Annotated in this window: 23 protein-coding genes; 21 read left to right on the top strand and 2 right to left on the bottom strand. The window is 35.7% G+C overall.

Going from position 1 to position 24,822, the window contains the following annotated elements:
* Nucleotides 1-16: 16 nt before the first annotated feature.
* From IGL07_RS08255 to IGL07_RS08225, 7 genes are all read left to right on the top strand, one after another.
* On the top strand, nucleotides 17-2,077 hold the full coding sequence (locus IGL07_RS08255) for an LTA synthase family protein (protein ID WP_010817386.1): 2,061 nt from the start codon (nucleotides 17-19) through the stop codon (nucleotides 2,075-2,077).
* Nucleotides 2,078-2,356: 279 nt separating this feature from the next.
* Nucleotides 2,357-2,686, top strand: a complete 330-nt coding sequence (locus tag IGL07_RS08250) for an LPXTG cell wall anchor domain-containing protein (protein ID WP_010712554.1) — start codon at nucleotides 2,357-2,359, stop codon at nucleotides 2,684-2,686.
* A complete protein-coding gene (locus IGL07_RS08245; protein WP_010712553.1) occupies nucleotides 2,683-3,342 on the top strand; it encodes a WxL domain-containing protein in 660 nt (219 codons plus the stop codon). The genes IGL07_RS08250 and IGL07_RS08245 overlap by 4 nt, the downstream gene beginning before the upstream one ends.
* Before the next feature lie 32 nt (nucleotides 3,343-3,374).
* Complete coding sequence (locus IGL07_RS08240; protein WP_010712552.1) at nucleotides 3,375-4,088, top strand: WxL domain-containing protein; 714 nt, start codon at nucleotides 3,375-3,377, stop codon at nucleotides 4,086-4,088.
* Nucleotides 4,081-5,118 carry a DUF916 and DUF3324 domain-containing protein gene (locus tag IGL07_RS08235; RefSeq protein ID WP_025189394.1) on the top strand — a complete coding sequence of 346 codons (1,038 nt, stop codon included), beginning with the start codon at nucleotides 4,081-4,083 and terminating at the stop codon, nucleotides 5,116-5,118. The genes IGL07_RS08240 and IGL07_RS08235 overlap by 8 nt, the downstream gene beginning before the upstream one ends.
* A 13-nt stretch (nucleotides 5,119-5,131) precedes the next feature.
* Nucleotides 5,132-6,859: a hypothetical protein gene (locus tag IGL07_RS08230; protein WP_010817385.1), complete on the top strand. Its 1,728-nt coding sequence runs from the start codon at nucleotides 5,132-5,134 to the stop codon at nucleotides 6,857-6,859.
* A gap of 90 nt (nucleotides 6,860-6,949) precedes the next feature.
* Complete coding sequence (locus IGL07_RS08225; RefSeq protein ID WP_010817384.1) at nucleotides 6,950-8,194, top strand: GHKL domain-containing protein; 1,245 nt, start codon at nucleotides 6,950-6,952, stop codon at nucleotides 8,192-8,194.
* A 33-nt stretch (nucleotides 8,195-8,227) separates the two neighbouring features.
* Here IGL07_RS08225 and IGL07_RS08220 read toward each other — a convergent pair whose 3' ends face one another.
* Nucleotides 8,228-8,965 carry a LytTR family transcriptional regulator DNA-binding domain-containing protein gene (locus IGL07_RS08220; RefSeq protein WP_002377201.1) on the bottom strand — a complete coding sequence of 246 codons (738 nt, stop codon included), beginning with the start codon at nucleotides 8,963-8,965 and terminating at the stop codon, nucleotides 8,228-8,230.
* Nucleotides 8,966-9,090: 125 nt separating this feature from the next.
* Nucleotides 9,091-9,930, bottom strand: a complete 840-nt coding sequence (locus IGL07_RS08215) for a helix-turn-helix domain-containing protein (protein ID WP_010817383.1) — start codon at nucleotides 9,928-9,930, stop codon at nucleotides 9,091-9,093.
* Between the two features lie 202 nt (nucleotides 9,931-10,132).
* Here IGL07_RS08215 and IGL07_RS08210 point away from each other — a divergent pair, with 202 nt between their 5' ends.
* From IGL07_RS08210 to IGL07_RS08145, 14 genes are all read left to right on the top strand, one after another.
* Nucleotides 10,133-10,708, top strand: coding sequence for a WxL domain-containing protein (locus IGL07_RS08210; RefSeq protein WP_002377203.1), 576 nt, complete (start codon nucleotides 10,133-10,135; stop codon nucleotides 10,706-10,708).
* A 90-nt stretch (nucleotides 10,709-10,798) separates the two neighbouring features.
* Nucleotides 10,799-11,848 carry a DUF3324 domain-containing protein gene (locus IGL07_RS08205; RefSeq protein WP_010817382.1) on the top strand — a complete coding sequence of 350 codons (1,050 nt, stop codon included), beginning with the start codon at nucleotides 10,799-10,801 and terminating at the stop codon, nucleotides 11,846-11,848.
* Entirely contained in the window at nucleotides 11,845-14,013 is a 2,169-nt protein-coding gene (locus IGL07_RS08200; protein ID WP_195526147.1) for an L-type lectin-domain containing protein, read from the top strand. The genes IGL07_RS08205 and IGL07_RS08200 overlap by 4 nt, the downstream gene beginning before the upstream one ends.
* 307 nt (nucleotides 14,014-14,320) lie before the next feature.
* Complete coding sequence (locus IGL07_RS08195; protein WP_010817380.1) at nucleotides 14,321-15,166, top strand: glycosyltransferase family 8 protein; 846 nt, start codon at nucleotides 14,321-14,323, stop codon at nucleotides 15,164-15,166.
* On the top strand, nucleotides 15,156-16,058 hold the full coding sequence (locus IGL07_RS08190; RefSeq protein ID WP_010817379.1) for a glycosyltransferase family 8 protein: 903 nt from the start codon (nucleotides 15,156-15,158) through the stop codon (nucleotides 16,056-16,058). Before IGL07_RS08195 ends, IGL07_RS08190 begins: the two co-directional genes overlap by 11 nt.
* 385 nt (nucleotides 16,059-16,443) lie before the next feature.
* A complete protein-coding gene (locus IGL07_RS08185; protein WP_002360115.1) occupies nucleotides 16,444-17,175 on the top strand; it encodes a GntR family transcriptional regulator in 732 nt (243 codons plus the stop codon).
* An 11-nt stretch (nucleotides 17,176-17,186) separates the two neighbouring features.
* Nucleotides 17,187-18,359 carry an SIS domain-containing protein gene (agaS, locus tag IGL07_RS08180; RefSeq protein ID WP_002357242.1) on the top strand — a complete coding sequence of 391 codons (1,173 nt, stop codon included), beginning with the start codon at nucleotides 17,187-17,189 and terminating at the stop codon, nucleotides 18,357-18,359.
* A 22-nt stretch (nucleotides 18,360-18,381) separates the two neighbouring features.
* On the top strand, nucleotides 18,382-19,377 hold the full coding sequence (gene lacD, locus IGL07_RS08175) for a tagatose-bisphosphate aldolase (RefSeq protein ID WP_002357245.1): 996 nt from the start codon (nucleotides 18,382-18,384) through the stop codon (nucleotides 19,375-19,377).
* 15 nt (nucleotides 19,378-19,392) lie between these two features.
* Complete coding sequence (locus tag IGL07_RS08170; RefSeq protein WP_438747279.1) at nucleotides 19,393-20,334, top strand: hexose kinase; 942 nt, start codon at nucleotides 19,393-19,395, stop codon at nucleotides 20,332-20,334.
* Nucleotides 20,335-20,366: 32 nt separating this feature from the next.
* Nucleotides 20,367-22,181, top strand: a complete 1,815-nt coding sequence (locus IGL07_RS08165; RefSeq protein WP_195526148.1) for a glycoside hydrolase family 35 protein — start codon at nucleotides 20,367-20,369, stop codon at nucleotides 22,179-22,181.
* A complete protein-coding gene (locus tag IGL07_RS08160) occupies nucleotides 22,178-22,657 on the top strand; it encodes a PTS system mannose/fructose/N-acetylgalactosamine-transporter subunit IIB (protein WP_002361968.1) in 480 nt (159 codons plus the stop codon). Before IGL07_RS08165 ends, IGL07_RS08160 begins: the two co-directional genes overlap by 4 nt.
* A gap of 13 nt (nucleotides 22,658-22,670) precedes the next feature.
* A complete protein-coding gene (locus IGL07_RS08155) occupies nucleotides 22,671-23,570 on the top strand; it encodes a PTS mannose/fructose/sorbose/N-acetylgalactosamine transporter subunit IIC (RefSeq protein WP_002357253.1) in 900 nt (299 codons plus the stop codon).
* A complete protein-coding gene (locus IGL07_RS08150) occupies nucleotides 23,557-24,366 on the top strand; it encodes a PTS system mannose/fructose/sorbose family transporter subunit IID (protein WP_002357254.1) in 810 nt (269 codons plus the stop codon). Before IGL07_RS08155 ends, IGL07_RS08150 begins: the two co-directional genes overlap by 14 nt.
* Nucleotides 24,367-24,385: 19 nt before the next feature.
* Nucleotides 24,386-24,793: a PTS sugar transporter subunit IIA gene (locus tag IGL07_RS08145; protein WP_010817376.1), complete on the top strand. Its 408-nt coding sequence runs from the start codon at nucleotides 24,386-24,388 to the stop codon at nucleotides 24,791-24,793.
* Nucleotides 24,794-24,822 lie beyond the last annotated feature (29 nt).

The following is a 24,822-nucleotide window of genomic DNA, read 5'->3' as shown; positions in this document are numbered from 1 at the left end:
AGGAAGACAAACTTAGATGAAAAAAATAAATAACCGATTAGGACTCTTTTTATTTTTTGTTTTACTCTTTTGGGCAAAAACGATTCTGGCGTATTACCTAGATTTCTCATTGGGCGTTAAGGGCAGTCTCCAACGAGAAATTTTATGGTTCAATCCAGTTGCTACTACGCTGTTATTATTTGGTTTTAGTTTGTATTTTAAAAAGCATAAAACATTTATGCTTAGCTTAACTCTTTTAAATGTTTTAAATACATTAATTTTATATTTGAATATTATTTTTTATCGTGAATTCACTGACTTTATTACCATCCAATCTGTTTTTGGCTTTTCAAAAGTTTCAGAAGGGATTTCTGGTGATTTACTTGCCTTAATGAGGGTTCACGATGTCTTTTATTGGCTAGATACTTTAGTGCTGCTCGTTTTGGTATTTTACTCTTTTAAACAGCGACGGAATCATCAAGTCTTTATGACTAAACCTATCAACAGAAGATTGGCGATCTCAATTAGTTGTTTAAGTGTCTTGCTCTTTTCGGTTAACTTATTTTTAAGCGAAACCGATCGTCCTCAATTGCTTCAAAGAATTTTTGACCGTAATTATATTGTAAAATATCTTGGCTTGGATGCATTCACAGCCATCGATGGTGTCAAAACAGCCATGTCAAATGAGGTAAGAGCAGAAGCTAGTTCAAACGAATTACCTGAAATCATGAAATTTACCAAGCAAAACAATTTACCGCTTAATCCGCAGTATGCCGGGATTGCCAAAGGAAAAAATGTATTTGTGATTCATTTAGAAAGTTTTCAACAATTTTTGATTAATATGAAAGTCCAAGGCCAAGAGGTTACACCGTTTTTAAATCAGCTCTATCAAAACAAAGCGACAATCAGTTTTGATAATTTCTTTCATGAAGTAGGGCAAGGAAAAACGAGTGATGCGGAGAACATGTTAGAAACAGGAACATTCGGGCTCCCTCAAGGCTCTCTTTTTACACAATTAGGATCAGACAATACTTTTGAAGCGGCTCCCGCTGTTTTAGGACAAAAAGGCTATACAACCGCTGTTTTCCATGGAAATGTGGGGAGTTTTTGGAATCGAGACCATGTGTATAAAAACTTAGGTTATCAATACTTTTTTGATCGATCATATTTTTCAAAAGATGACAAAATGCTAGGCTACGGTATTTTAGATAAACAATTGTTGCGTGAATCAGCTAGTGAGCTTGAGCATTTACAGCAGCCATTCTATGCGAAGTTTTTAACTGTGACCAATCATACCCCTTATTATACGGATGACCAAAACTTTCCGTTTCCTAAATTGAACACAGGCAATTCGATTGTGGATGATTATGTTCGAACAGCGCACTATTTGGATCAATCGCTAGAACAATTTTTCCATTACTTGCAAACAACAAGTTTATACAATCATTCTATTTTTGTTATTTATGGTGACCACTTCGGTATTTCAGATGCAAACAACAAGGACTTATGTAAAGCCTTCAACCGCGATCCAAAAACGTGGACAAACTATGACAATGCGCAATTGCAAAGAGTACCTTTGATGTTTTACATGCCAGGCTATACGCAAGGGAAAATCATGCACGAATATGGTGGGGAAATTGACGTTTTACCGACACTGTACCATCTTTTAGGTGTCGATGATAAAAATTATATCCATTTTGGCACGGACCTTTTATCTCCTCAATATAAACAAGTGGTTCCTTTTAGAAATGGCGATTTTGTAACGCCTCAATTTTCGTATCTAGGTGGGGAAATCTACAATAATCAAGGGAAAAAATTAGACCAAGTTCCAGCAGATTTAAAAGCAGAAGTCACGAAAGATAACGATTGGGTGAAAAAATCGTTAAGTTTATCTGACAAATTAAATCAGGAAAACCTTTTACGTTTTTATAAACCACAAGGATTCCAAGAAGTGCAACCAAAGGACTACAACTATGATGTAGTTTTTGAAAAAAACAAAGTCTTAGAAGTAGAAAAACAAAAAAATGCACAATCAACTAGCTTGTTTAGTCAAAATGGCAATCAAACGACAGTCCAAAATTATCCGACTACGCCGTAGATCATTTAAGAAGGATAACTTTTGTAAGGGAAAGAGAATCATATATGAAGTGAAGGACAAAAATCATTTTAGATTTTTGTCCTTTATTTTTTTCTTAGAAAGAGAAAAAATATTAAATTGTATGATATTTTGACACAACTTTATAAGAAAGCGATTTCAAAATCAGGAAATGTTGTTTTGATTTAAGTATACTATGGATGTTCTGAATTGTAATAATTCTAAATTGATCAAAACTTCAGTTTGGGGGTGCTATTCGATTAATGGTAAGGGGGACAACAAATGAAAAAATTTAGTAGACAATTGCTTATAATGCTAATGATGATTGGATGTATTCAAATATCTACTAGTTTTGGACAGGATGCTTTTGCAATTAGCGAAAAAAGTAACGTTGGCATTACCTTTAAAGGCAATATGCCACAACAAAAAACGAATAATTCAGATGTACAAACACAAAACAGCAAAAAGTATCACGAAATGAAATCCCAGAAATTATTTCCAATGACTAATGAACTAAAAAATCATTTTTTTATGCTTAGTGGTTGGTTACTTATTGGCGGATTACTATTATGGATATTTTTCAAAAGAAGAAAGAAGGAAACAGAACAATGAAAAAAATGATTTTAATTACGGCATTATTTAGTTGTGCAGCATTAGGTAGTACAGTCGTTCATGCTGAAGATAAAGATGCTACAAGTACAGCCAAAATCGGCATCTCACAAGCAGATCCAGATAATCCTGTTGGACCAATTGATCCTATTGATCCAGATGATAATCCTAATTCCAATGATCCAACAGGAAACACTGGGGTCTTGCGTATCGATTACATTTCTAATATTGATTTTGGTACGCAAACAATTTCTGGTTCTACAGAAACGTATGCTGCACAAAAACCTTCTTTACGTACAGAAGCTCAAGTATCCGATTTACGGGGAACTGGTGCAGGTTGGAATTTACAAGTCAATTATGATAGCGAAAGTGCTGGATTCAAAACACAAAGCGGGCAAGAATTGAAGGGGGCACAATTAACTTTACCTAACGGCACGCCTAAAACGGTGAATGATAATCAATCTGCAACGCCATCTACAGCAGTTGTAACAGTTAACACAGAAGCCCAAAATATCATGACCTCAGCAGTGAATACAGGGTTAGGAACATGGGCAGATCAAATGACTACAACAGATGTTTCTTTGAAAGTTCCTTCTGGAAATTTGGCTGGGGATTACACAGCGACTCTTGAATGGACGTTAACGGATGCACCCGCTTAAAAAAAGTTACAAACACATAAAGGAGAATGAATATGAAAAAAAGTATCTTATATTCTTTAGCAGCGACAACATTATTGTCTGCAACACTTTTGACTGGAGTTTTAGCAAATGCAGCCGAGTCAGGTGATGCAACAACGACTACAGCAAAAGTCACTTTTACTGGAGGAAACGATGATCCAGTTAATCCGGTTGATCCAGACGATCCAGATAATCCTGTCAATCCGGTTGATCCAGATGATCCAGATAATCATGGAACAGATGATAATGGTCCTTTATCTATTGATTATGTCTCTAATATTAGTTTTGGGACCCAAGAAATCTCTAGTGATAGTCAAGTATATAGCGCTTTAAATGCTGAACCACATGTCCAAATTACTGATAAACGTGGTGTTGAAGGAGGTTGGACTTTAACCGCAAGTGCTTCTAAATTTAAAGCAGAGGATCAATCTGAATTAAAAGGGGCCGTCTTATCGTTTGAAAATGGAGTTGCTCGAAAAAAATCAGATAATACCAGTGCACAACCTACTGTAAACGAAGATGTAACTTTCAATAATACTGAAGCACAAAATGTCATGTCAGCAACTAGTCTGACAGGAGAAGGAACCTGGCTAGATGTGTTTCCTGGTGAGGAAGGACATAATACAGATGTTCAACTAGCCGTTCCCTCAGGGAGTGCTCAGGCAAAAGAATATACAGCGACGATTACTTGGACTTTAACTGCTGGTCCAATTGATGCTCATGAATAAGAGCAGACCTTGTTTCTCCCTCATTAAAAGTTGTTTGTTTATCGGAATAAGTTTTATTATTTTAGGAATGAACAATGTAAAAGTGTATGCTGATTCCTCAGAATCAGCATACAGTGTTAGCGCAAATCTTCCATCTTTTCAAAATAATAAAAAGCTTTCTTATTTTGACTTATTGTTAAAACCGAGTCAAAAAGAACAAGTTTCTATTCATATAAAGAACAATAGTCAAGAGAAGGCGACTTACCTTGTTGATGTTAATAACGCTGTAACGAATAGTAATGGTGTCATTGATTATGGACAAAAAAACGTAAAAAAAGATGTATCAGCTGATTATGTGTTAAATCAATTGGTTTCACCAGAGACACAAGAGGTGATATTACAACCTGGAGAAGCAAAAGATATTCCCTTTCAAATAAAGATGCCAAAACAAGCTTTTACAGGGATAATTCTTGGTGGTATTCATATCACTAAAAAAGATACGCTAAGTAAAAAGGTTAGTGGGACAGCAATAAGAAATAAATATGCCTATGTAATCGGAATGAAATTAGAAACGAATACAAATAAAGTGACGCCAGATTTAAAATTACTAGCTGCGCGGCCCGGTTTAGAAAATTCGTATACGACTATTTTTGCAAATGTCCAAAATCCAACACCAACAATTATCAGTAAAGTAAGTTTTGACGCAACAATTACAAAAAAAGGTTCTAAAAAGGTTCTTTATAAATCGAAAAAAGAAAATATGTCCATTGCGCCTAATACAAATTTTAACTTTCCAATTGGCTTAAATAAAGAAAAGATTACACCAGGTAACTATACCGTCACAATTGATGCTAAAGAAGGGACTACCAATAAAACTTGGCATTTGACGACTGATTTCGAAATACAAGCTAAAAAAGCAGAAAAAATAAATAAAAAAGCTGTTCTAGAAAACAAAGGAGTTCCGTATTTACCGATCATTATCGTGGTAGGTTTATTATTAATAGGGATTATTCTAGTTTTAAGTTATAAATTACTTAAACAAAAGAAGTAGGTGAGCATATTCAATGAACATAATTAATAAAAAATTTTTTGCCACCAATTGTTTAGTTCTAATGTGTGCCATTTTTATTTCTCTGATTTTTTTTTCAGGGAATGTTTTAGCTGCAGACTACCCAGATAATCAAGAAGCAACCATTTTGGGTGGTCATGTGAAAGCTACAATTGCTTATGAAAAAGACCATTCACCGTACTATACCGCTGTTGGGGACACGGTCACAGTCAATACAACTTTGGAAAAACTAGATGATGGCGTCTTACCTGAATCTTTTAATCAATCTTCCATGTTAGTTCTTTTTCCAGATGAAACACAAGGATTGAAATTAGAAGGAGAACCAACGTTTATTTATAAAAGAGGAAGTTTATCTGATACTGGCTCATTTGTTGATACTGCTAAAGAACTTCATCGAGATATATTTTGGGCCTTTAATACAGAGGCACAAGTGATGTATCATGATACTGTTTCCTATGATGGTCGGATGACAGAACTGCAAGTAACGAATCAATATGATGATGGTCCTTATGATGACACTTATCGAATTTCCAACTTGTTAATAAACAAAGGAGATAAAATTATTCTTTCGTATAAAGCCAAGGTTACAGAGGAAGCGTTAAAAAATAAAGAGTTTTCTCTACATTCAGGTATTTATGACAGCTCTAAAGGTGATTTTGATTGGGAGGATTTTTTAACTACTAAAATGCCAGCTATTCAAAGTATCAATGTATCTTTTGATGACGGAAGTAAAAATAAAGTAGTCGACATCACTGATGCAAATTCCTACCATATAACTTTAACCGGTACATGGACTGGAAATATAGCGGATCTAAAACCCACGTTAACTGTTAATGGTCAAACTGTTGCGATACCAACTGGGAGTTTTCAAAAAGAGGGAACATTTTCAATACCCGTTGATTTAACTAATATAGGAATGATTGGCCAAAATAAAACACAGATTGAAATAAAAGATAGTATGGGGCAAACCGCATCCGATAACGGGATACTAACGTTGGTACAAAAAAATACACCTCCTCAACTTCAGTTGGTGGACGCATTATCAAATAAAACTATTCCGATAACACCGAATCTTTCATCCTTTAAAGTGGAAGGACAATGGAAAGACGCTGAGAGTCAAACGGGGACTCTTTATTACAAATTAAATGGGGTAGAACATCTACTAGAAAATTCTGTAGCGAATGCAAATAAAGGGAGTTGGAATGCTTTTTCACAAGAAATGCCATTAGCCGATTTAAAACTTGGAGCGAATGTTGTTGAAATTTATGTGGTAGATACAGAGGGACTCAAGTCAAATGTTGCAACTTTTACCTTACAATTAATGGAAGGCACTGTACATTTTAAATCTGTTGATTCAGTCCTATCTTTTCAAGATGCTGTTATTAATGGACAAACAGTTCACTCTCTTCCTCAAAAACCAGTCGATATAAAAATTGAAGATACCACGCGTTCACCAGGAAACTGGCAATTAGTAGTCAGCCAAATAAGCACATTTAAAAATACGCAAAGAGAACTTCCAGCCGTTCTCAGTTATCAAAATAATAGAGATAGTTTAGTCATTACGAATAATCAACAAGTTACCTTACCTGTTGTCAAAGAAACTGACACGGAATATGGTCTGATACAAGATGGAAATCATCAATTTGATTTAGCGATTTCATCGAATGCATATATTGGTGATTATCAATCTGAGTTAGAATGGACAATTATTGAAGCGCCCTAGTTAAAAAGAAAGAAAAACATAAATCCTTTGTTTTTCTTTCTTTTTTGGTATGATAGTATAGGTTAGCAAGTCAGGAGTGGAAGTAAAATAATGGAATTAATTGTGTTTGTGGGTATGGTGTATGTAAATATTTTAATAGGCATCAATCTATTATTTCAGGAGCGAAGTACGTACTTTTTTACTATCTTTTATTTATTATTGGCGGTTTGTAATTTACTTATGATAAAATATACATTCTTTTTTTTATTTCTGCTCTATTTTTCTCAATGTTACTATATCTATATTAAAGTAGAGAACATTTATCTTTCTATCTTACTAAATAATTTTTTAATGAGTTGTGGGGGATTAATTATCTTCTTGTGTATTGATCTTCCACGATACCTAGGATTCAATCATTTATATATTACTGTTTTTCTAGAGATCGCTATGACAGTAGTTTTATGTCTGTACTTGAAGCTTCTCGATAAAAAATATCATATTTTTGACTATTTTACAGATTATACGAAAAAAATGAAAAGCATTACCTTATTGTCTACTTTAATGATGGCAGGACTTTATTTTCTACATGCACAAGTGAACCTATATTCACTAGATTACGTGTTAACTTCAATTATTATGTTAGGATTCAATCTTTTTAGTAGTGTAGCTTTTATAGTGTTCATTATTAATAGAAAACGTAAGGAATTTGTTACTTCTTACTTAAAAGATTTAAAAGAAACACAAGAATATTACAATAAATTAGATGAATTTCGTCATGATTATTTAAATTTTATTGCCGCTTTAGAATATGGAATTAGTCACCAGACGCCAGAAGAGGCACAAGAACTGATAACTCATTTTAAAGAGTATTCTCTAGAGAGGATAGAAGATGCTAGACATAATCCAATGAAAAAGATTACAGACCCAGTGATTAAAGGTTTACTTTATGACTTTATCGATAAAGCAGAAAAGAATAATAGGTCATACTCTATTCAAGTTTTAAATGTGATTTCAACGGTTGCTGTGGACTATATCGACTTGATCCGTCTACTTTCTATTGCTTTAAACAATGCCATTGAGCATTATTCGGCAACAGATAATAATCAACCGATTGTTATCTGTTTAAACGAAAAAGATCAGGCTTTTCATTTTTTAGTTAGAAATCCTGCGATAATTGACCATGGTGGCAATTTAACGGTACTTTTAAAACGTGGTCATTCCGAGAAAAAAACAGGAGGACTAGGGCTTTATAATTTTTCAAGAATTGTTAACCTGTATAACAATATTAATTATGATTTGCGTTATGATAAACAAGAGAAACTGTTTGAATTATCTTTAACTATTTCTTTTAAGTAAACAAAAAGCAGGCATATTTTGCCTGCTTTTTGTTTATCCTAGAGCATCAATGTACGTAAGTAATTTCTTTATGCTGGTGGCACTCAATGCCAAACACTCTTCGTTTTTAAAAATAACTTCCAATGTATTTTTATTTATTTCTTTAATATTATACGGATTAATGGAAAAGCTTTTTAAATCGTTAAAGTAATGATAAGGAGCAAGTAATTGTTTTAAATTTTTCATTTTATCTTGAATGATAAAATTTTCTGTTGTACCGAAAAATTCTATAGACGAACGAAATCCTTTAATAGTGGAGAGGTAATTAATTTCATCTGGATGAATCAGATAGACTTTTGAAGAACCTTTAAGTTCAATAAGAGCAGTTGTGTTATTAACTTTTTTTAATCTAGATACCAAGATATTTTCCAGAGCTAAAAATACGTTGCTCATTTCATTTTTAGAGAGATATAAATCAGGTCGAATATGTTGATTGATAATTTCTAAACCTTTAGTTGTATCATTTGATAAAAAGATGATGTAGCAATCAGGATTAATTAGTCGAATCTTTTTTGCAAAATCAATACCAGAATGAAGGGATTGCAAATCAATATCAATTAAGAAGATATCGGAGACTGAAAAATCAAAAGTATCTAGTTTTTTATAAATACTTTCTAATTTATTATTGGGAAATATCTCTACAGGAACAGAACGTAAACTTTCATAGTTGTGGCGTTCTTTTTTAAATCGCTCTTGATGAAAAGGATTGTCTTCAATGTAATAAATTTTCATAAATTTACGCTCTCCTACCTACATATTTCTTACTTAAGTATAACAGAAATAAGTTAGGAAGAGAAAGTGCTACGTATACTTTCTTCCATAAGGCTAATACTGTAAAAGTCACAAAAATGAACCTATTAATAGATAGTTTTAATATACTCAAAGTATTGCTGATATTTGCGAGAAAAATTATCCATCTCTAATAAATGAAAAATTTGAAAGGCCTCATTAACTTTTTTTGTACCCGCAAGTTGTGCTCCTTTGGCATAGCAAAGCAATCCTTCTAAGAATAAAGCCATTGTTTTTCCGTATAAATCTCGAATTTCTAACATTGCTCGAAACTGTTTCAAATAACTTAGCCCTTCGTTGAGATACTTGTTGTTTACACAGAGAAGGATGGTATTGATGAGTATTTTGCTATATGGAGAATTGTAGCCATCAGAAGCAGAATAAAGATTTCTTTTTTTGAGCAATCGATTGACAATAATTAACAAAGTTTCGATAGGAATTTCGTCCATAATCGTAATGAACATCGTGACTTCCCTACTTGTCCAGTTCTCTAAGTTCATCAAGTTTTGAACAATATTTGTTATATTTTCGGCAACGACATTGCCGCCCAAACGATAAATAAACAGGTTAATTAATTGAATCGTAATTTCTTCTTCGTGTGGCAGTTTTCCAGTTAAAATCGCTGTTTTATAGTCCTCAAGACCTTTCATATTTCCTGCATGATAAAGTTCGGTAATCTCAAACCAAGTCTGATCTTTTAAAGCTTTCTGATAGCCATTGTGAATATACATAAATTCTTCTAATCGAACATTCAAATTTTTTATGATCTCCATAAATATATCGATGGTAGGGATACTAATGTTTCGTTCAATTCGGCTGTAATAGCTCAGTGTCACAACTCCTTGGCAAACATCTTTTTGAGTTAACCCTTTGTCTTTTCGAATTTTTCTGATTGTTTGACCATACACGCCAGTTTCCCTCCTTGGTCTCTGAAAGTTTCTTTCTGTTTCCCTATTATACCATCATAGAAAGGTCTTTCTCTAATGAAAATGACTTATAGTACATCTTTTTTAAAAAGGAAAAACATCTTGTGTTATGCTCCAATTCAGGCTAATTATCTTTTAGGTAGTTAAGGTCATTTTTTGAAAATTTTAAAAAGGATGGGATAGGATGAAAAAAAGTATTTTATCAACAATAGCAGTACTGGGAGTAACTTTGGGAGGTGGCGCAATCAATTCATATGCCGCTGAAGCGAACCCAACAGCTGAATTGACAAGTGAAGCATCTTTGACAATTCAACCAGGAATCTTAAATTTAGATGCAGTTTCTAACTTTAATTTTGGAGAGCTAACGATTCAAGATGTTGCGGAATCTGATCAAACATTGACTGGAACACCAGAGATAACGAAAGTATCTGATTATCGAGGGCCAAACGAATCCGGCTGGATGTTGTCGTTAAAACTATCAGATATTAAAAATGAAAATAACGTAAAATTACAATCTGCGAAATTAAATTTAGCAACTACACGTGCAAAAGGTGATGCGACAGTTACTGCTACGACAACAATTGATGCTGGCACGACTGAGCCGACACTTGTCGCTAGTGCAAACGGAACAACTGGATTGGCAGCGAATGAATTTGATTTATCAAACACAACGTTAACTTTTCCTAAACAAAATATTAATAGTGGCCGCTACAGAGGGACGGTTACTTGGGTGTTAACAAACGCTTATACCCCTGAATGAAGCAATCTAGACAAAAAAATTTAATATTTTGTCTGTAAGTTAAATGGCTCAACAATAGAGTTGAAATTTTGGCTGTTAGGAGGAGAGAGCATGACGGTTAAAAGTAACACTACTTTTTTGTTATTTTTTTTCACATTATGTAGCATATTTTTTAGCATAAATAGTAAAGTACTGTCTGTAGAGGCGGAAACGACCGCTTTTACTGTGACACCCGAGTATCCTGAAAATCAAGTATCAGAAGCTACATATTTTGATTTATATCTTCAGGAAAATAAACAAACGTTGACTCTTCTAGTTACAAATACATCTGAACAATCATTGCAAGTAAAAGCGAGTGCCTTAAACAGTTATACGACATCTACGGGCATAATTGCTTATCAAAGCCGTGAAACTGCAGAAATGTATCAGGGACAGTCATTTACTCAATTTGTTGAACCAAAACAACAAATCATAAGTCTGCAGCCTTCTGAAAGTAAAAAAGTTTCGTTTCAGTTAGACAGTCAACGACAAAAAATTACTGGTGAAGTGTTAGGTGCTTTTGCTTTTGAAACAATTACTTCCCCAAACCAAGAAAAAGCAATGCATTCAATGATTCAGGCAAAATATCTAACCCAAATCGGTGTCAGGTTACGCACCGATTTGGGTTCCCTGCCTGAGCCTAATTTACTTTTTGACAAAACTGAGCCCGTCATAAAAAATGATACTGTAGTTATCAAAAGTACCTTGATAAACAACCAGCCTACCGCACTTGGTATGGTAAACGTTGAGACAACTGTCTATGATAAAACAAATAAAAAAATAATTGGTGCGAAAAAAGCAAACAACTATCAAATTGCTCCTAACTCCTTGATGCCAATTTTAACAGAGTTAAAGGAAGAAACTTTAAAATCTGGAACATATAATGTTCATATCGCAATTCATTCCTCAAAAGGCAACTGGGTATTCGATGACTCGTTTACTGTTTCTGCTGCTCAAGCGAAAGCAATTAATCAAAAAACAGTCTTTTTTGCCAAACAGAAAGATGAATCTATTATATTTTCAATTTTAGTTGGAATGCTATTTGTGTTTTTACTAGCAATTCTGGGCTTGCTTTGGAAATATTACCAATTAAAAAATAAAAAGAGGGTGAATCAAGAATGAAGCCCAACAAATTAGGCGGCTTGTTTTTTTTACTTTCCTGTGTATTACTTTTCTTTGGTGGTCTATTTTTCCTTCCCAGTGAAGGGTTAGCAGAGATTATTGAACCAGCGTTTGAGACATTGCCAATTGATCAAACGATGATTTCGACGGTAGGAAAAGCGGGAAGTCCAAGTGGATCTGAAAATCACCGCTATGTTCAGATTAATGATACAACACCGAGTTCTAGTGGGGCAGTTTGGTTTAATAACCCAGTGAGTTTTACAAATGATTTTAAAATTGAGATGGCTTTTTATATTGAAAACGTAACAAATGATAGTGATGGATTAACATTTGTTATGCAAAGTAATGGTCCGACAGCAATAGCCGCAGAAACTGGTCCAACGATTGGAGTATGGGCAAACACAGGAGATTCTACACCACTAAGTAAGGGGGCAATTCCTAACAGTTTGGCGATTGAATTTGACACTTTCTATAACAATAATAGTAATCTTATTGCAAACGATGGCATGATGGATCGTGATACAAGTTCCAAAGGTCATCATATTGCCTGGGCTTATCCAGGGGCAGAAACTTCCTATACAAAAGATGGTATTTTTAAGATTGACAAAGTCCTTCATCACCGAAATGAAAAAGGAGTGGCAGATTTATCTGATAGTAATTGGCATAAATTTGTCGTGGAATTTAAACGAGAAGCGGGAACATTTACCTATTCTGTTCCTGATTATGCCTTAAATATTACGATTCCTGTGGATACGGAGTTTAAAAATAACTTAGGCTTAAATGAAAATAAACGTGTTTATTTTGGGTTTACTGGAGCAAATGGGGGCTATGCACAAGCAAAAGCTATTTCATTTACAAATGTGGAAGGGCTGGTAGATTTGCAATTACGTACGGGTGTTGCACAATCAGCGGATAACCAATTGCTAGCAGACACTGGGATTCCTCAAAACGAAGTTCATTCTGTCGACAGAAGTCAAGAAATCACGTATATGACAGCGATTGATTATTTACAAACAAGTGATTTACTTCGTTTACAAGCCGGGACGAGGATCCAAATGACACTCCCAGATAACTTTGAAGTGCTGGAGAATAAGGTTTACTTCGGGAGTGCTCAAGAAATTGGGACAGGCGCTCAACCAACGGGAGGACAAGCACTTCCTTTTACAAGAGAAAAAGACAAAATAGTCATTACATTGTCGGAACTTGAAAGAGGCACGTTGTATGGTCTTTATTTCAAAGTGAAAAATAAGCTCGTTCAAATAAATAGCCTGCTGGATTTAACTGTTCCTGTTTCTAGTACTTTTTCTGGGAATGCTTTTTCTAAACCAGTGACTACCGGTGATCCCGCTGCCCATTATTACAAGCTAACAGGGAAATGGATGCCGACAATTACAATTGGTCATTCTTCTGCAACGGAGGCAGCTCAGTCTCCTCAAATTGTAAGACAAAAACGTAAGGCCTACCTTCCTGTTCAAATTGAAGATGAAAATTCTACGTCCACTAAACTGTTTATGAGTCCTATTGTTTCAGAAGAAGAATTAGCTACGACTACTTTTACTGAAAAAGCACATCTTTCGAGAGAAAATTTAACGGAGAATTTTGAAACAACTATTGAATGCGAAACTTCACAGCTTCAACCTGAAAAAATGTATTACGTAGGTATGTATACAGTAGATGCTGAAGGAAATCAATCAGAAACCAAAATTCAAGCCATTGATTTCAAAGGAATTATAGAATTAACTACAGTTCCTACTGCTTTTGTTGGAAACACTTTGACAATCAACGAATTAGTTCAAACGAAGCGTGAAGATGGTTATTTCTATATGAAAATAGAAAATTTACCAGAGAATGATTCGTTGACAATTACAAATACAAGTAGTTACTCTTGGGAATTAAGCGGACAACTAGCAACTATCGTTGAACAACTAGAAAGCTGGGGACAAGAGGTCTCTCTTTGTTTTTTTGAAAAGAATACTCAAACATTGCTTTTTCAATTAACCAAAGATGAACAGTTAATTCTAAAGCAAGAAGTAGAGGGTAAGGATGTAACTAAAAGTCTCAATGATTATGATCTCTATTTTCGTTTTAAAGCTGATCCTTTAAAGGTTGTACCAGGACGATACTCAGGAAATGTTAGATGGCGGTTATCAGAAGTTAAACCTTAAAAATGAGAATATTTCTAAAGATTATTAAACAAAAAACTGACTATTTAACTGAGTAGTCAGTTTTTTTATCCGAAGTAAAAAAATAGTAGTGATAGTATTAAGTAAGTTTGGTTTTTCTTAATATATCCCTAAATTAGAGGTCTATTATTTATTTTTGTTCCCTCATAAATATTATTTTATAGCCATAAAATATATTTTTATTATAATTATATTATAAAACAATGAGCATATGATTTGCAGATAAGTTTTTCAGGGCCTATTCTAAATAGGAACTTAGCTATAAAAATAAAAGAGGAGAGTGGTTTTGATGAGAAAAACTCAGAAGATTGTGCCAATTGTGACAGCTTCAGACGAAAATTATGCTCCTTATTTGAATGTAATGATGACAACTGTTTTAGAAAATTGTCATGCGGAGAGACCTGTTCATTTTTATGTGATTGATGATGGGCTGTCGCTATCTAGCAAAAAAGAACTCCGAGAAACGGTTAGTAGTAACTCACAAAGTGCGACTGTTGAATTTCTAACAGCAGACAAAGAAGTTTATCAAAATTTTTTAGTGAGTGATCATATTACAACGACCGCATACTTACGCATTTCTTTACCGTCACTTTTACAAAAATATAGCTATAAAAAGGTTCTTTATTTAGATGCAGATACGCTGGTTTTAGATGACATTGTCCAGTTGTATGATACGCCATTAGTGAACCAAACGATTGGTGCGGTTATCGATCCTGGTCAAGCATATGCCTTGAAACGTTTGGGCATCCATTCCTCCGATTATTATTTTAATTCAGGAGTCATGATTATTGATATTGACCGATGGAACGAGAAAGCAATCACTCAAAAAACAATTCAGTATCTAGAAGAAAATGGGGACCGCATAGTTTATCATGATCAAGATGCTTTAAACGCTGTTCTTTATGAAGATTGGCTAGCTCTAGAACCAAGATGGAATATGCAGACGTCTTTAGTTTTTAATCGTCATGAAGCGCCTAATGAAGCCTATCAAAAATTATATGCAGCGGGAAATCAAGAGCCAGCGATTATTCATTTTACTGGTCACGATAAACCCTGGAATACGTTAGAAAATCATCCTTATACAGCTCTTTATCTAAACAAGTTAAAGAAAGTAGGTGCAAGAAATGGAAAATAGAAAAGAATTAGCGATTGTCTCCTGTTGCAATACCAACTTTGTACCGCATCTTGCTGCTATGTTTGTTTCAATTTTAGAAAATAGTCCTTCAGCGGCAGCTGTTCATTTTTATGTGATTGATGACAATATTAATTTTGAAAGCAAGCAACTACTGTATTTTACGATTAAACATACCCAAATCAATGCAGAGTTAACATTTTTAAAAATCAACCCCCATTTTTTCAAAAATGTTGTAACCAGTGAGCGAATTCCCAAAACAGCTTACTACAGGATTGCTATTCCAGAGCTGTTTAGAATAAGCCAGATCGAACGGCTGTTGTATATGGATTGTGACATGATTGCCTTAGATGATGTCGCAAAATTATGGACAGTTGATTTAGGTGAAAATATCATTGCCGCTGTTGAAGATGCAGGGTTCCATCAACGTTTGGAAAAAATGGCGATTCCTGCAGAATCTATGTGTTATTTTAACTCAGGCTTGTTGCTAATCGATGTTAAAAAATGGTTGAATTTAGATGTAACCACTAAAGTCTTAAGATTTATTGAAGAAAATCCAGATAAATTACGTTTCCATGATCAAGATGCATTGAATGCGGTTTTACACGACCGTTGGACCCTGTTGCATCCTAAGTGGAACGCCCAAGGTTATATTCTGTCAAAAGCGAAAAAACATCCAACTATTTATGGAGAAAGACAATATGACGAAACGAGAAGAGCACCATCCATTATCCACTTTACTGGTCATGTCAAACCTTGGACGAAAGAATTTCAGTGGTATACCAAGCGTTATTATGATCAATATGCGAATAGGACGGCCTTTCGTTGTGTCAACACATTCAATCAATATTTATCTTATACGAAAATTAGTAGAAGGATTGAATATGCTCAATAATGAATATTGTCATGGATTTCGTAAAATCAGTTACTTGTTAGTTGTTGCCAGAACCAAACAATAGAAACGAAGAAGTCGGGATCGAACTGTTTTTCAGATTTTGAGTATGAGACAAAAATCTAAAGTGATTTTTGTCTCATACTCTTTTTTGTCTATTTAAAATAAAGCCAGCAACTGGTATCATATTTAAGGATGGTTTTTTATAAAAAAATGATTTCTTGAGGAAAAAAATATTACAATAAAGAAAAATAAAAAAATGTAAACGTTATCATTTCAAGGTTATAGCGGTATGAAGATATTTATTAATACTTTTTATTGACAAAATAAAAAAAACCACCGTACTATTGGTTTGTGGTTATAACCAGTTAGGGTAAAGGAGAAAGTTATGGAAAATGCCTTTAAAAACAAAGCTTTGTATCATCAACTTGTCGATTTACTGCAGGAACGAATCGAAACATGCATGATTCCTCATGACAAGTTGCCCTCTGAACGTGAATTGACTGCACAATATGGAGTGAGTCGGACGACGGTCCGGTTAGCGCTACAAGAACTAGAAAATAGAGGTTCCATCTATCGTCGTCATGGCAAAGGAACATTTGTTTCAGATATAAAAAAAGAGGCCGCTGATTTAGCTGGCGCATATAGTTTTACAGAACAAATGAAAGGGCTGGGCCGAAAACCACATACCCGTATATTATCTTTCGAAAAATTGGAAGCGGATAAATTTATTTGTCAGCATTTGAATCTGTCGTTAGGAGAGGCAGTTTTTAAATTAAGTCGGTTGCGGATTGCTGATAACGAGCCATTAATGGTTGAAGACACATACTTGCCTGTGAAATTTTTCTTATCACTCACGGATCAATTACTACGTAGCAAACCATTATATGATTTGTTTTCGGAAGATTTTAAGCAAACCGTTCGTTTAGCTGATGAAGAATTATACGCTAGCATTGCGTCAAAAGAAGATGCCAAATTATTGATGATTCCAGAAGGAGCGCCAGTCCTTCATTTAGCACGCCAGACATATAACATGAAAAATGAAATTATTGAATTTACGTTGAGTGTGGCACGAGCAGACCAATTTCATTATCAGATACGCCATATTCGGAATAGTTAGGAGAGTTAAGTATGTTTACAGCAGAAAAAGAAGAACTAGAACAACTAGGAGCGGAAATCACGACACGTGAAATTCGTCAGCAACCTGAGCTTTGGCAAGAAACCGTGACACTTTATCATGAAAATCAAACAGCTTTGGAAAACTTTTTAAAAGAAGTCCAAGCCAAAGCGCAAGGAAAACGCACAAGAGTAATTTTTACAGGAGCAGGGACTTCGCAATATGTCGGTGATACTGTTGTACCTTATCTCCGAGCACACGGCGACACACAAGCCTTTTCATTCGAAAGTATTGGGACAACGGATATTGTGGCCAAACCAGAAGATTATCTGATTAAAGACGAACCAACATTGTTAGTTTCGTTTGCAAGAAGTGGAAATAGTCCTGAAAGTTTAGCGGCAGTTGAAGTAGCTAATCAAGTGGTTGAAACAATTCATCATTTAGCGATCACTTGTGCCGAAGAAGGACAACTGGCACAAATAAGCCAAAAAGAAGAAAACAGCTTTTTATTCTTAATGCCAACACGTTCCAATGATGGTGGTTTTGCGATGACTGGTAGCTTTTCTTGCATGACCTTGGGTACATTACTACTCTTTGATCAAACAGCCTTTGAGCAAAAACAAGATTATGTAACCGCTCTAATTAAATTAGGTGAAGAAGTGCTATCCCGTGAAGAAGAATTAAATGAAATTGTTAACCTTGATTTTGAACGCATTGTTTATGTTGGTTCTGGAAGTTTAGCTGGTTTGACAAGAGAAGCGCAATTGAAAATTTTAGAACTAACAGCCGGCAAAGTTGCCACAATTTTTGACTCTTCTATGGGCTTCCGTCATGGACCAAAATCATTTATTAATGAAAAAACAATAATGTTTGGTTTTGTTAATAATACACCATACACAAGAGATTATGACTTGGATATCTTAGAAGAAGTTCACGGTGACGAAATTGCGGCGGGTGTTTTTGCGATTGCTCAACCTGGCAAACGTAATTTCTCAGGTTCAACTATTGAATATTCCGCAGAAACTGCTCTATTACCTGATGGCTATTTAGCATTAGCAGATATCATGGTAGCCCAAACAGTCGCACTTTTAACATCTATTAAAGTTGGAAATAAACCGGATACCCCTTCACCGACAGGTACAGTGAATCGTGTGGTTAAAGGCGTAACGATTTATGACTATAAATAATACAACATTTGGAGGAGGAACTATGCTTACGTTAACAGCTGGAAAAAAAGCGGCAATGGATCGTTTGTCAACCCAAGAAGGAATCATTAGCGCATTAGCCATTGATCAACGAGGTGCCTTGAAAAAAATGATCAAAGCACTAGATGTAGAGCCAACTGATGCACAAATTGAAACGTTTAAAGAATTAGTCTCGAAAGAATTGACACCTTATGCGTCCGCCATTTTATTGGATCCAGAATATGGATTGCCTGCTGCAAAAGCACGCGATACCGAGGCTGGATTGTTACTCGCTTATGAAAAAACGGGCTATGATGCAACAACTCCGGGACGATTGCCTGATTTACTAGCAGATTGGTCTGTTTTACGCTTGAAAGAAGAAGGCGCAGACGCGATTAAATTTTTACTCTACTATGATGTGGATGAGGATCCAGAAATCAATCATCAAAAACATGTATTCATTGAACGCTTAGGAAGTGAATGTGCAGAAGAAGACCTACCATTTTACTTAGAATTAGTTTCTTACGATGCACAAATAGCAGATGCGACTTCTTTAGAATATGCAAAAGTTAAACCGCATAAAGTGAATGAAATGATGAAAGAATTTTCTAAACCCCAATATAAAGTAGATGTATTGAAAGTGGAAGTTCCAGTTAATATGAATTTTGTAGAAGGTTTTGCGCCGGCTGAAACAGCGTATACAAAAGAGGAAGCGGCGAATTATTTCTTAGAACAAAGTCAAGCCACTGATTTACCTTTTATCTTTTTAAGTGCCGGTGTCTCAACAGAGCTATTCCAAGAAACACTACGTTTCGCTAAAGAAGCTGGTTCAACATTTAATGGTGTTTTATGTGGCCGTGCTACGTGGAAAAATGGCGTGAAACCTTTCGTTGAAGCAGGAGAAACTGCGGCTTGTGATTGGTTAAAAACAGAAGGCCGAGAAAACATTGAAAGTTTAAATGAAGTCATCGCAGCAACCGCCAGCTCTTGGCATGCGAAAGTTCAAGTAAACGAAGGGTAATTGGGAGGCATAGCTGTGATAGTAACAGTAACAATGAATCCGTCAATTGACATCTCCTACCTATTAGATCATCTAAAGCTTGATACCGTTAATCGGACCAGTCAGGTGACCAAAACTCCTGGTGGCAAAGGACTAAATGTCACTCGCGTTATTCATGATTTAGGTGGAGATGTTATAGCTACCGGCGTTCTTGGTGGTATTCATGGGGCGTTTATTGCAAACGAGTTAAAGAAAGCAAACATCCCCCAAGCATTTACGTCAATCAAAGAAGAAACGCGTGATTCGATTGCGATTTTGCACGAAGGGAATCAAACTGAAATTTTAGAAGCTGGACCAACTGTTTCCCCAGAAGAAATCAGCGACTTCCTTGAAAATTTCGATCAATTAATTAAGCAAGCAGAAATTGTCACAATTTCTGGCAGTTTAGCGAAAGGATTACCATCAAATTTTTATCAAGAATTAGTTCAAAAAGCTCAAGCACAAGAGGTTAAAGTACTACTAGATACTTCTGGTGATAGTTTAAGACAAGTTCTTCAAGGACCATGGAAACCGTATTTAATTAAACCTAACTTAGAGGAACTAGAAGGATTACTAGAGCAAGATTTTTCAGAAAATCCATTAGCAGCTGTGCAAACAGCTTTAACAAAACCAATGTTTGCTGGAATTGAATGGATTGTCGTATCTTTAGGAAAAGATGGTGCAATTGCCAAACATCACGATCAATTCTATCGTGTAAAAATTCCAACGATTCACGCTAAAAATCCTGTTGGTTCAGGAGATGCAACCATTGCTGGTCTTGCATATGGACTAGCCAAGGATGCCCCAGCTGCCGAACTGCTAAAATGGGGCATGGCAGCTGGAATGTCTAATGCCCAAGAAAGAACGACTGGGCATGTAGACGTAGAGAACGTGAAGAAACATCTTATGAACATCCAAGTAGTTGAAATTGCTAAATAAAGAGGTTTCTTTATTTAGCAATTATCCAGCAATTGAAAGCGTTTACTAGAAAGGGTGGCAATGTGGACAGATTTGAAATTAAAGAGGAGTTTCTTTTAAATGGTCAACCATTTAAAATTTTATCAGGCGCCATTCATTATTTTCGTGTAGATCCCTCAGATTGGTATCATTCACTTTATAACTTGAAAGCTTTAGGCTTCAATACAGTTGAGACATATGTACCATGGAATTTACATGAACCGCAAAAAGGAACATTTCATTTTGAGGGAATATTAGATTTGGAGCGCTTTTTAAAATTAGCACAAGAACTTGGACTATATGCGATTGTGCGGCCGTCTCCTTATATTTGTGCAGAATGGGAGTTTGGCGGTTTTCCAGCATGGCTATTAAATGAACCAGGACGAATTCGTTCGAATAATCCAACCTATCTGAAGCATGTCGCGGAATATTATGATGTTTTAATGGAAAAAATTGTTCCGCATCAACTTGCTAACGGTGGCAATATTTTAATGATTCAAATCGAAAACGAATATGGTTCATTTGGCGAAGAAAAAGCGTATTTACGGGCGATTCGCGATTTGATGATTGCACGTGGCGTGACAGCACCATTTTTTACTTCTGACGGGCCATGGCGCGCAACATTGCGGGCAGGCAGTATGATTGAAGATGATATTTTAGTAACTGGGAATTTTGGCTCAAAAGCCAAAGAAAATTTCGGTATGATGCAAGCCTTTTTTGAAGAACATGGTAAAAAATGGCCGTTAATGTGTATGGAATTTTGGGATGGCTGGTTTAATCGTTGGAAAGAGCCAATTATTAAACGAGATCCGCAAGAATTGGCTGAATCAGTTAGAGAAGCATTAGCATTAGGCAGTATCAACTTATATATGTTTCATGGCGGCACCAATTTTGGGTTTATGAATGGCTGCTCCGCACGAGGAACCATTGATTTACCACAAATCACTTCCTATGATTATGATGCGCCACTTGATGAACAAGGGAACCCAACCGAAAAGTATTTTGCGTTACAAAAAATGCTTCACGAGGAGTATCCTGCGTTACCACAAGCTGAGCCATTAGTAAAAGAATCTTTTGCGCAAACAGCAATTCCTTTAACCAACAAAGTGAGTTTGTTTGCAACCTTAGAAACGATTAGTCAGCCAGTAATTAGCGTTTATCCGCAAACCATGGAACAATTAGGACAAAATACAGGCTATCTTCTTTACCGAACAAGCATTGAAAAAGATGCTGCAGAAGAGAAGCTAAGAGTGATTGACGGTCGTGATCGTCTGCAATTATTTGTCAATCAGGTACATCAAGCAACGCAATATCAAACGGAAATTGGCAAAGATATTTACGTTACACTGCCGCAAGAGAATAATCAAATCGATGTTTTAATGGAAAATATGGGTCGTGTCAATTACGGGCACAAATTATTTGCAGATACTCAGAAAAAAGGGATTCGAACGGGTGTCATGGCAGATTTACATTTTATGACGCAATGGCAACAATATTGTTTACCTATGACAAGCTGTGAACAGGTAGACTATTCAAGAGAATGGCAACCTGATCAACCAAGCTTTTACCAGTATCATGTGGAGTTAGCAGAAGTGAAAGATACATTTATTGATGTTTCTAAATTCGGCAAAGGAATTGTTTTTGTTAACCAAACCAATCTTGGTCGTTTCTGGAATGTTGGTCCGACGCTTTCCTTATATATTCCCAAAGGATTGTTAAAAGAAGGGCAAAATGAGATCGTCATTTTTGAAACGGAAGGAACGTACCAACCAGAAATTCAGTTAGTAAAAGAACCACTATATAAAGAAATGAAAGAGGGATTACAATGAGTATTATTGGCGTAAGAATTGATGGACGTTTGATTCATGGACAAGTGGCAAATTTATGGGCGACAAAATTGAATATTTCCAGAATTATGGTCGTTGATGATGAGGTTGCAGGGAATGCCATTGAAAAAAGTGGCTTAAAATTAGCAACACCAGCTGGCGTGAAACTAAGCGTGTTACCAGTTGAAAAAGCTGCTCAAAATATTTTAGCAGGAAAATACGACTCACAACGTTTACTAATTGTGGTACGGAAACCAGATCGTTTATTAAAACTAGTAGAACTTGGGGTGCCGATTAAAGAAATCAATGTTGGGAACATGTCACAAACAAACGAAACACGGTCGATTACTAAGTCAATCAATGTGGTCGATCAAGATATTGAGGTTTTTAAAGAGTTAAATGCTAAAGGCGTCCATCTGATTGCTCAAATGGTGCCAAGTGACAAAGCGGAAGACTTTATGAGTTTGATAACAAAATAGGAGGGAACAAAAAATGAATATCTTATGGTGGCAGATCTTATTATTAACATTATACGCAGGATACCAAATTTTAGATGAATTACAAATTTATTCTTCATTAAGTGCGCCAGTGTTTGCAGGTCTTTTTGCAGGATTAGTGATGGGGGATATTAAAGCAGGACTTATTATTGGTGGAAGTATGCAATTAACTGTATTAGGAGTTGGGACTTTCGGGGGTGCTTCCAAAATTGATGCTAACTCAGGCACGATTCTTGCCACAGCATTTTCTGTGTCTTTAGGAATGAACCCTGAACAAGCAATCGCTGCTATTGCAGTACCAGTTGCTAGTTTAATGATTCAATTAGACATTTTGGCTCGTTTTGCGAATACCTACTTTGCACATCGGATTGATAAAATGGTCGAAGATATGAACTATAAAGGAATTGAACGTAACTTCTTAATGGGTGCCTTACCTTGGTCTCTTTCTCGAATGATTCCAGTCTTCTTAGCACTTGCTTTTGGTGGTGGTTTAGTACAAAAAGTTGTATCTGTCCTAAATGGCGATTTGAAATGGTTAGGTGATGGCTTGTCTGTTGCTGGGGCGGTCTTACCAGCGGTCGGTTTTGCAATTTTACTACGTTACTTACCAGTGAAAAAACATTTCCCTTATTTAATTCTTGGTTTCACTGTAACTGCTTTACTAGGAACAATCTTTACAAACATGCAACTTTTAGGAACATCTGTTGCGAGCGTTGTGAAAGACTTCAGTGGTGTATTTAACGCACTACCAATGTTAGCAGTTGCTTTAATTGGTTTCGCTTTAGCCGCAATTAGCTACAAAAATGGTCAAATGATTCCGAGTGGGCCAGCAGCCAAAAAAGAACATGCAGCGAATGATTCAGACGAAGGAGAGATTGAAGATGACGAAATCTAATTATAAATTGACGAAAGAAGATTTTAAACAAATTAATCGCAGAAGCTTGTTTACTTTCCAATTAGGTTGGAACTACGAAAGAATGCAAGGATCAGGTTACTTGTATACGATTTTGCCACAATTGCGTAAAATTTATGGGGATGATACGCCTGAATTAAAAGAAGTGATGAAAACACACACGCAATTTTTCAATACTTCAAACTTCTTTAATACGATTATTACAGGGATCGATTTGGCCATTGAAGAAAAAGAAGGCATTGCTGGAAAACAAACAGTTTCAGGTTTGAAAACTGGTTTAATGGGACCGTTTGCAGCAATTGGGGATTCAATTTTCGCCGCTTTAATTCCAACTATTTTTGGGGCGCTAGCTGCCAACATGGCGATTAATGGCAACCCAACTGGTATCTTTATCTGGATTGTTGCTCAAATTGCCGTGATGGTCTTCCGTTGGAAACAATTGGAATTTGCGTATCGCGAAGGAATTTCTTTGGTGACAACTATGCAACACCGCTTAACTGCCTTAACAGACGCTGCAACTTTACTAGGGGTCTTCATGGTTGGCGCTTTAGTGGCAACGATGGTTAATGTCAAACTATCATGGGCACCAAGTATTGGGGATGTAACACTTAACATGCAAAATAACTTGGATATGATTTTACCACGTCTACTTCCTGCAGGAATTGTCGGTGGCGTTTATTGGATGCTAGGTAAAAAGAATATGACATCTACTAAAGCCATTTTTATCGTATTAATTGTCTGTGTCGCATTGTCTGCGTTAGGTGTTATTTCAAAATAAGTAAGACAGGAGAAAATCGATGAGTGAACATTTAGTTTTAGTAAGTCATGGCCGTTTTTGCGAGGAATTGAAAAAAAGTGCGGAGATGATTATGGGACCGCAAGAAACAATTTCCACTGTTGCTTTATTACCAGAAGAAGGTGAAGCTGACTTTTTAGAAAAATTTGAAGCGATTACGGAATTGTTAGAAGATTTTGTTGTCTTTGCTGATCTATTAGGGGGGACACCGTGTAATATATTATCTAAAAAAATTATGCAAGGTGCTTCGTTTGACTTATATACTGGAATGAATTTACCGATGGTTATCAGCTATGTAAATGCAAGTTTATTAGCGATCGAAGGTGACTATGTTAAGGAATCAGCAGAAAGTATTGTGAAAGTCAACGAATTGCTGCTAAATGTTGCAGTAGATGACGAGGATGAATAATTCTGACTTGTTGTCGTAAGTAATCAAAG

It is taken from the genome of Enterococcus sp. DIV1368f (assembly GCF_051712245.1).
GTDB lineage: Bacteria > Bacillota > Bacilli > Lactobacillales > Enterococcaceae > Enterococcus > Enterococcus faecalis.
This window is presented reverse-complemented; position numbering and strand designations above follow the sequence as displayed.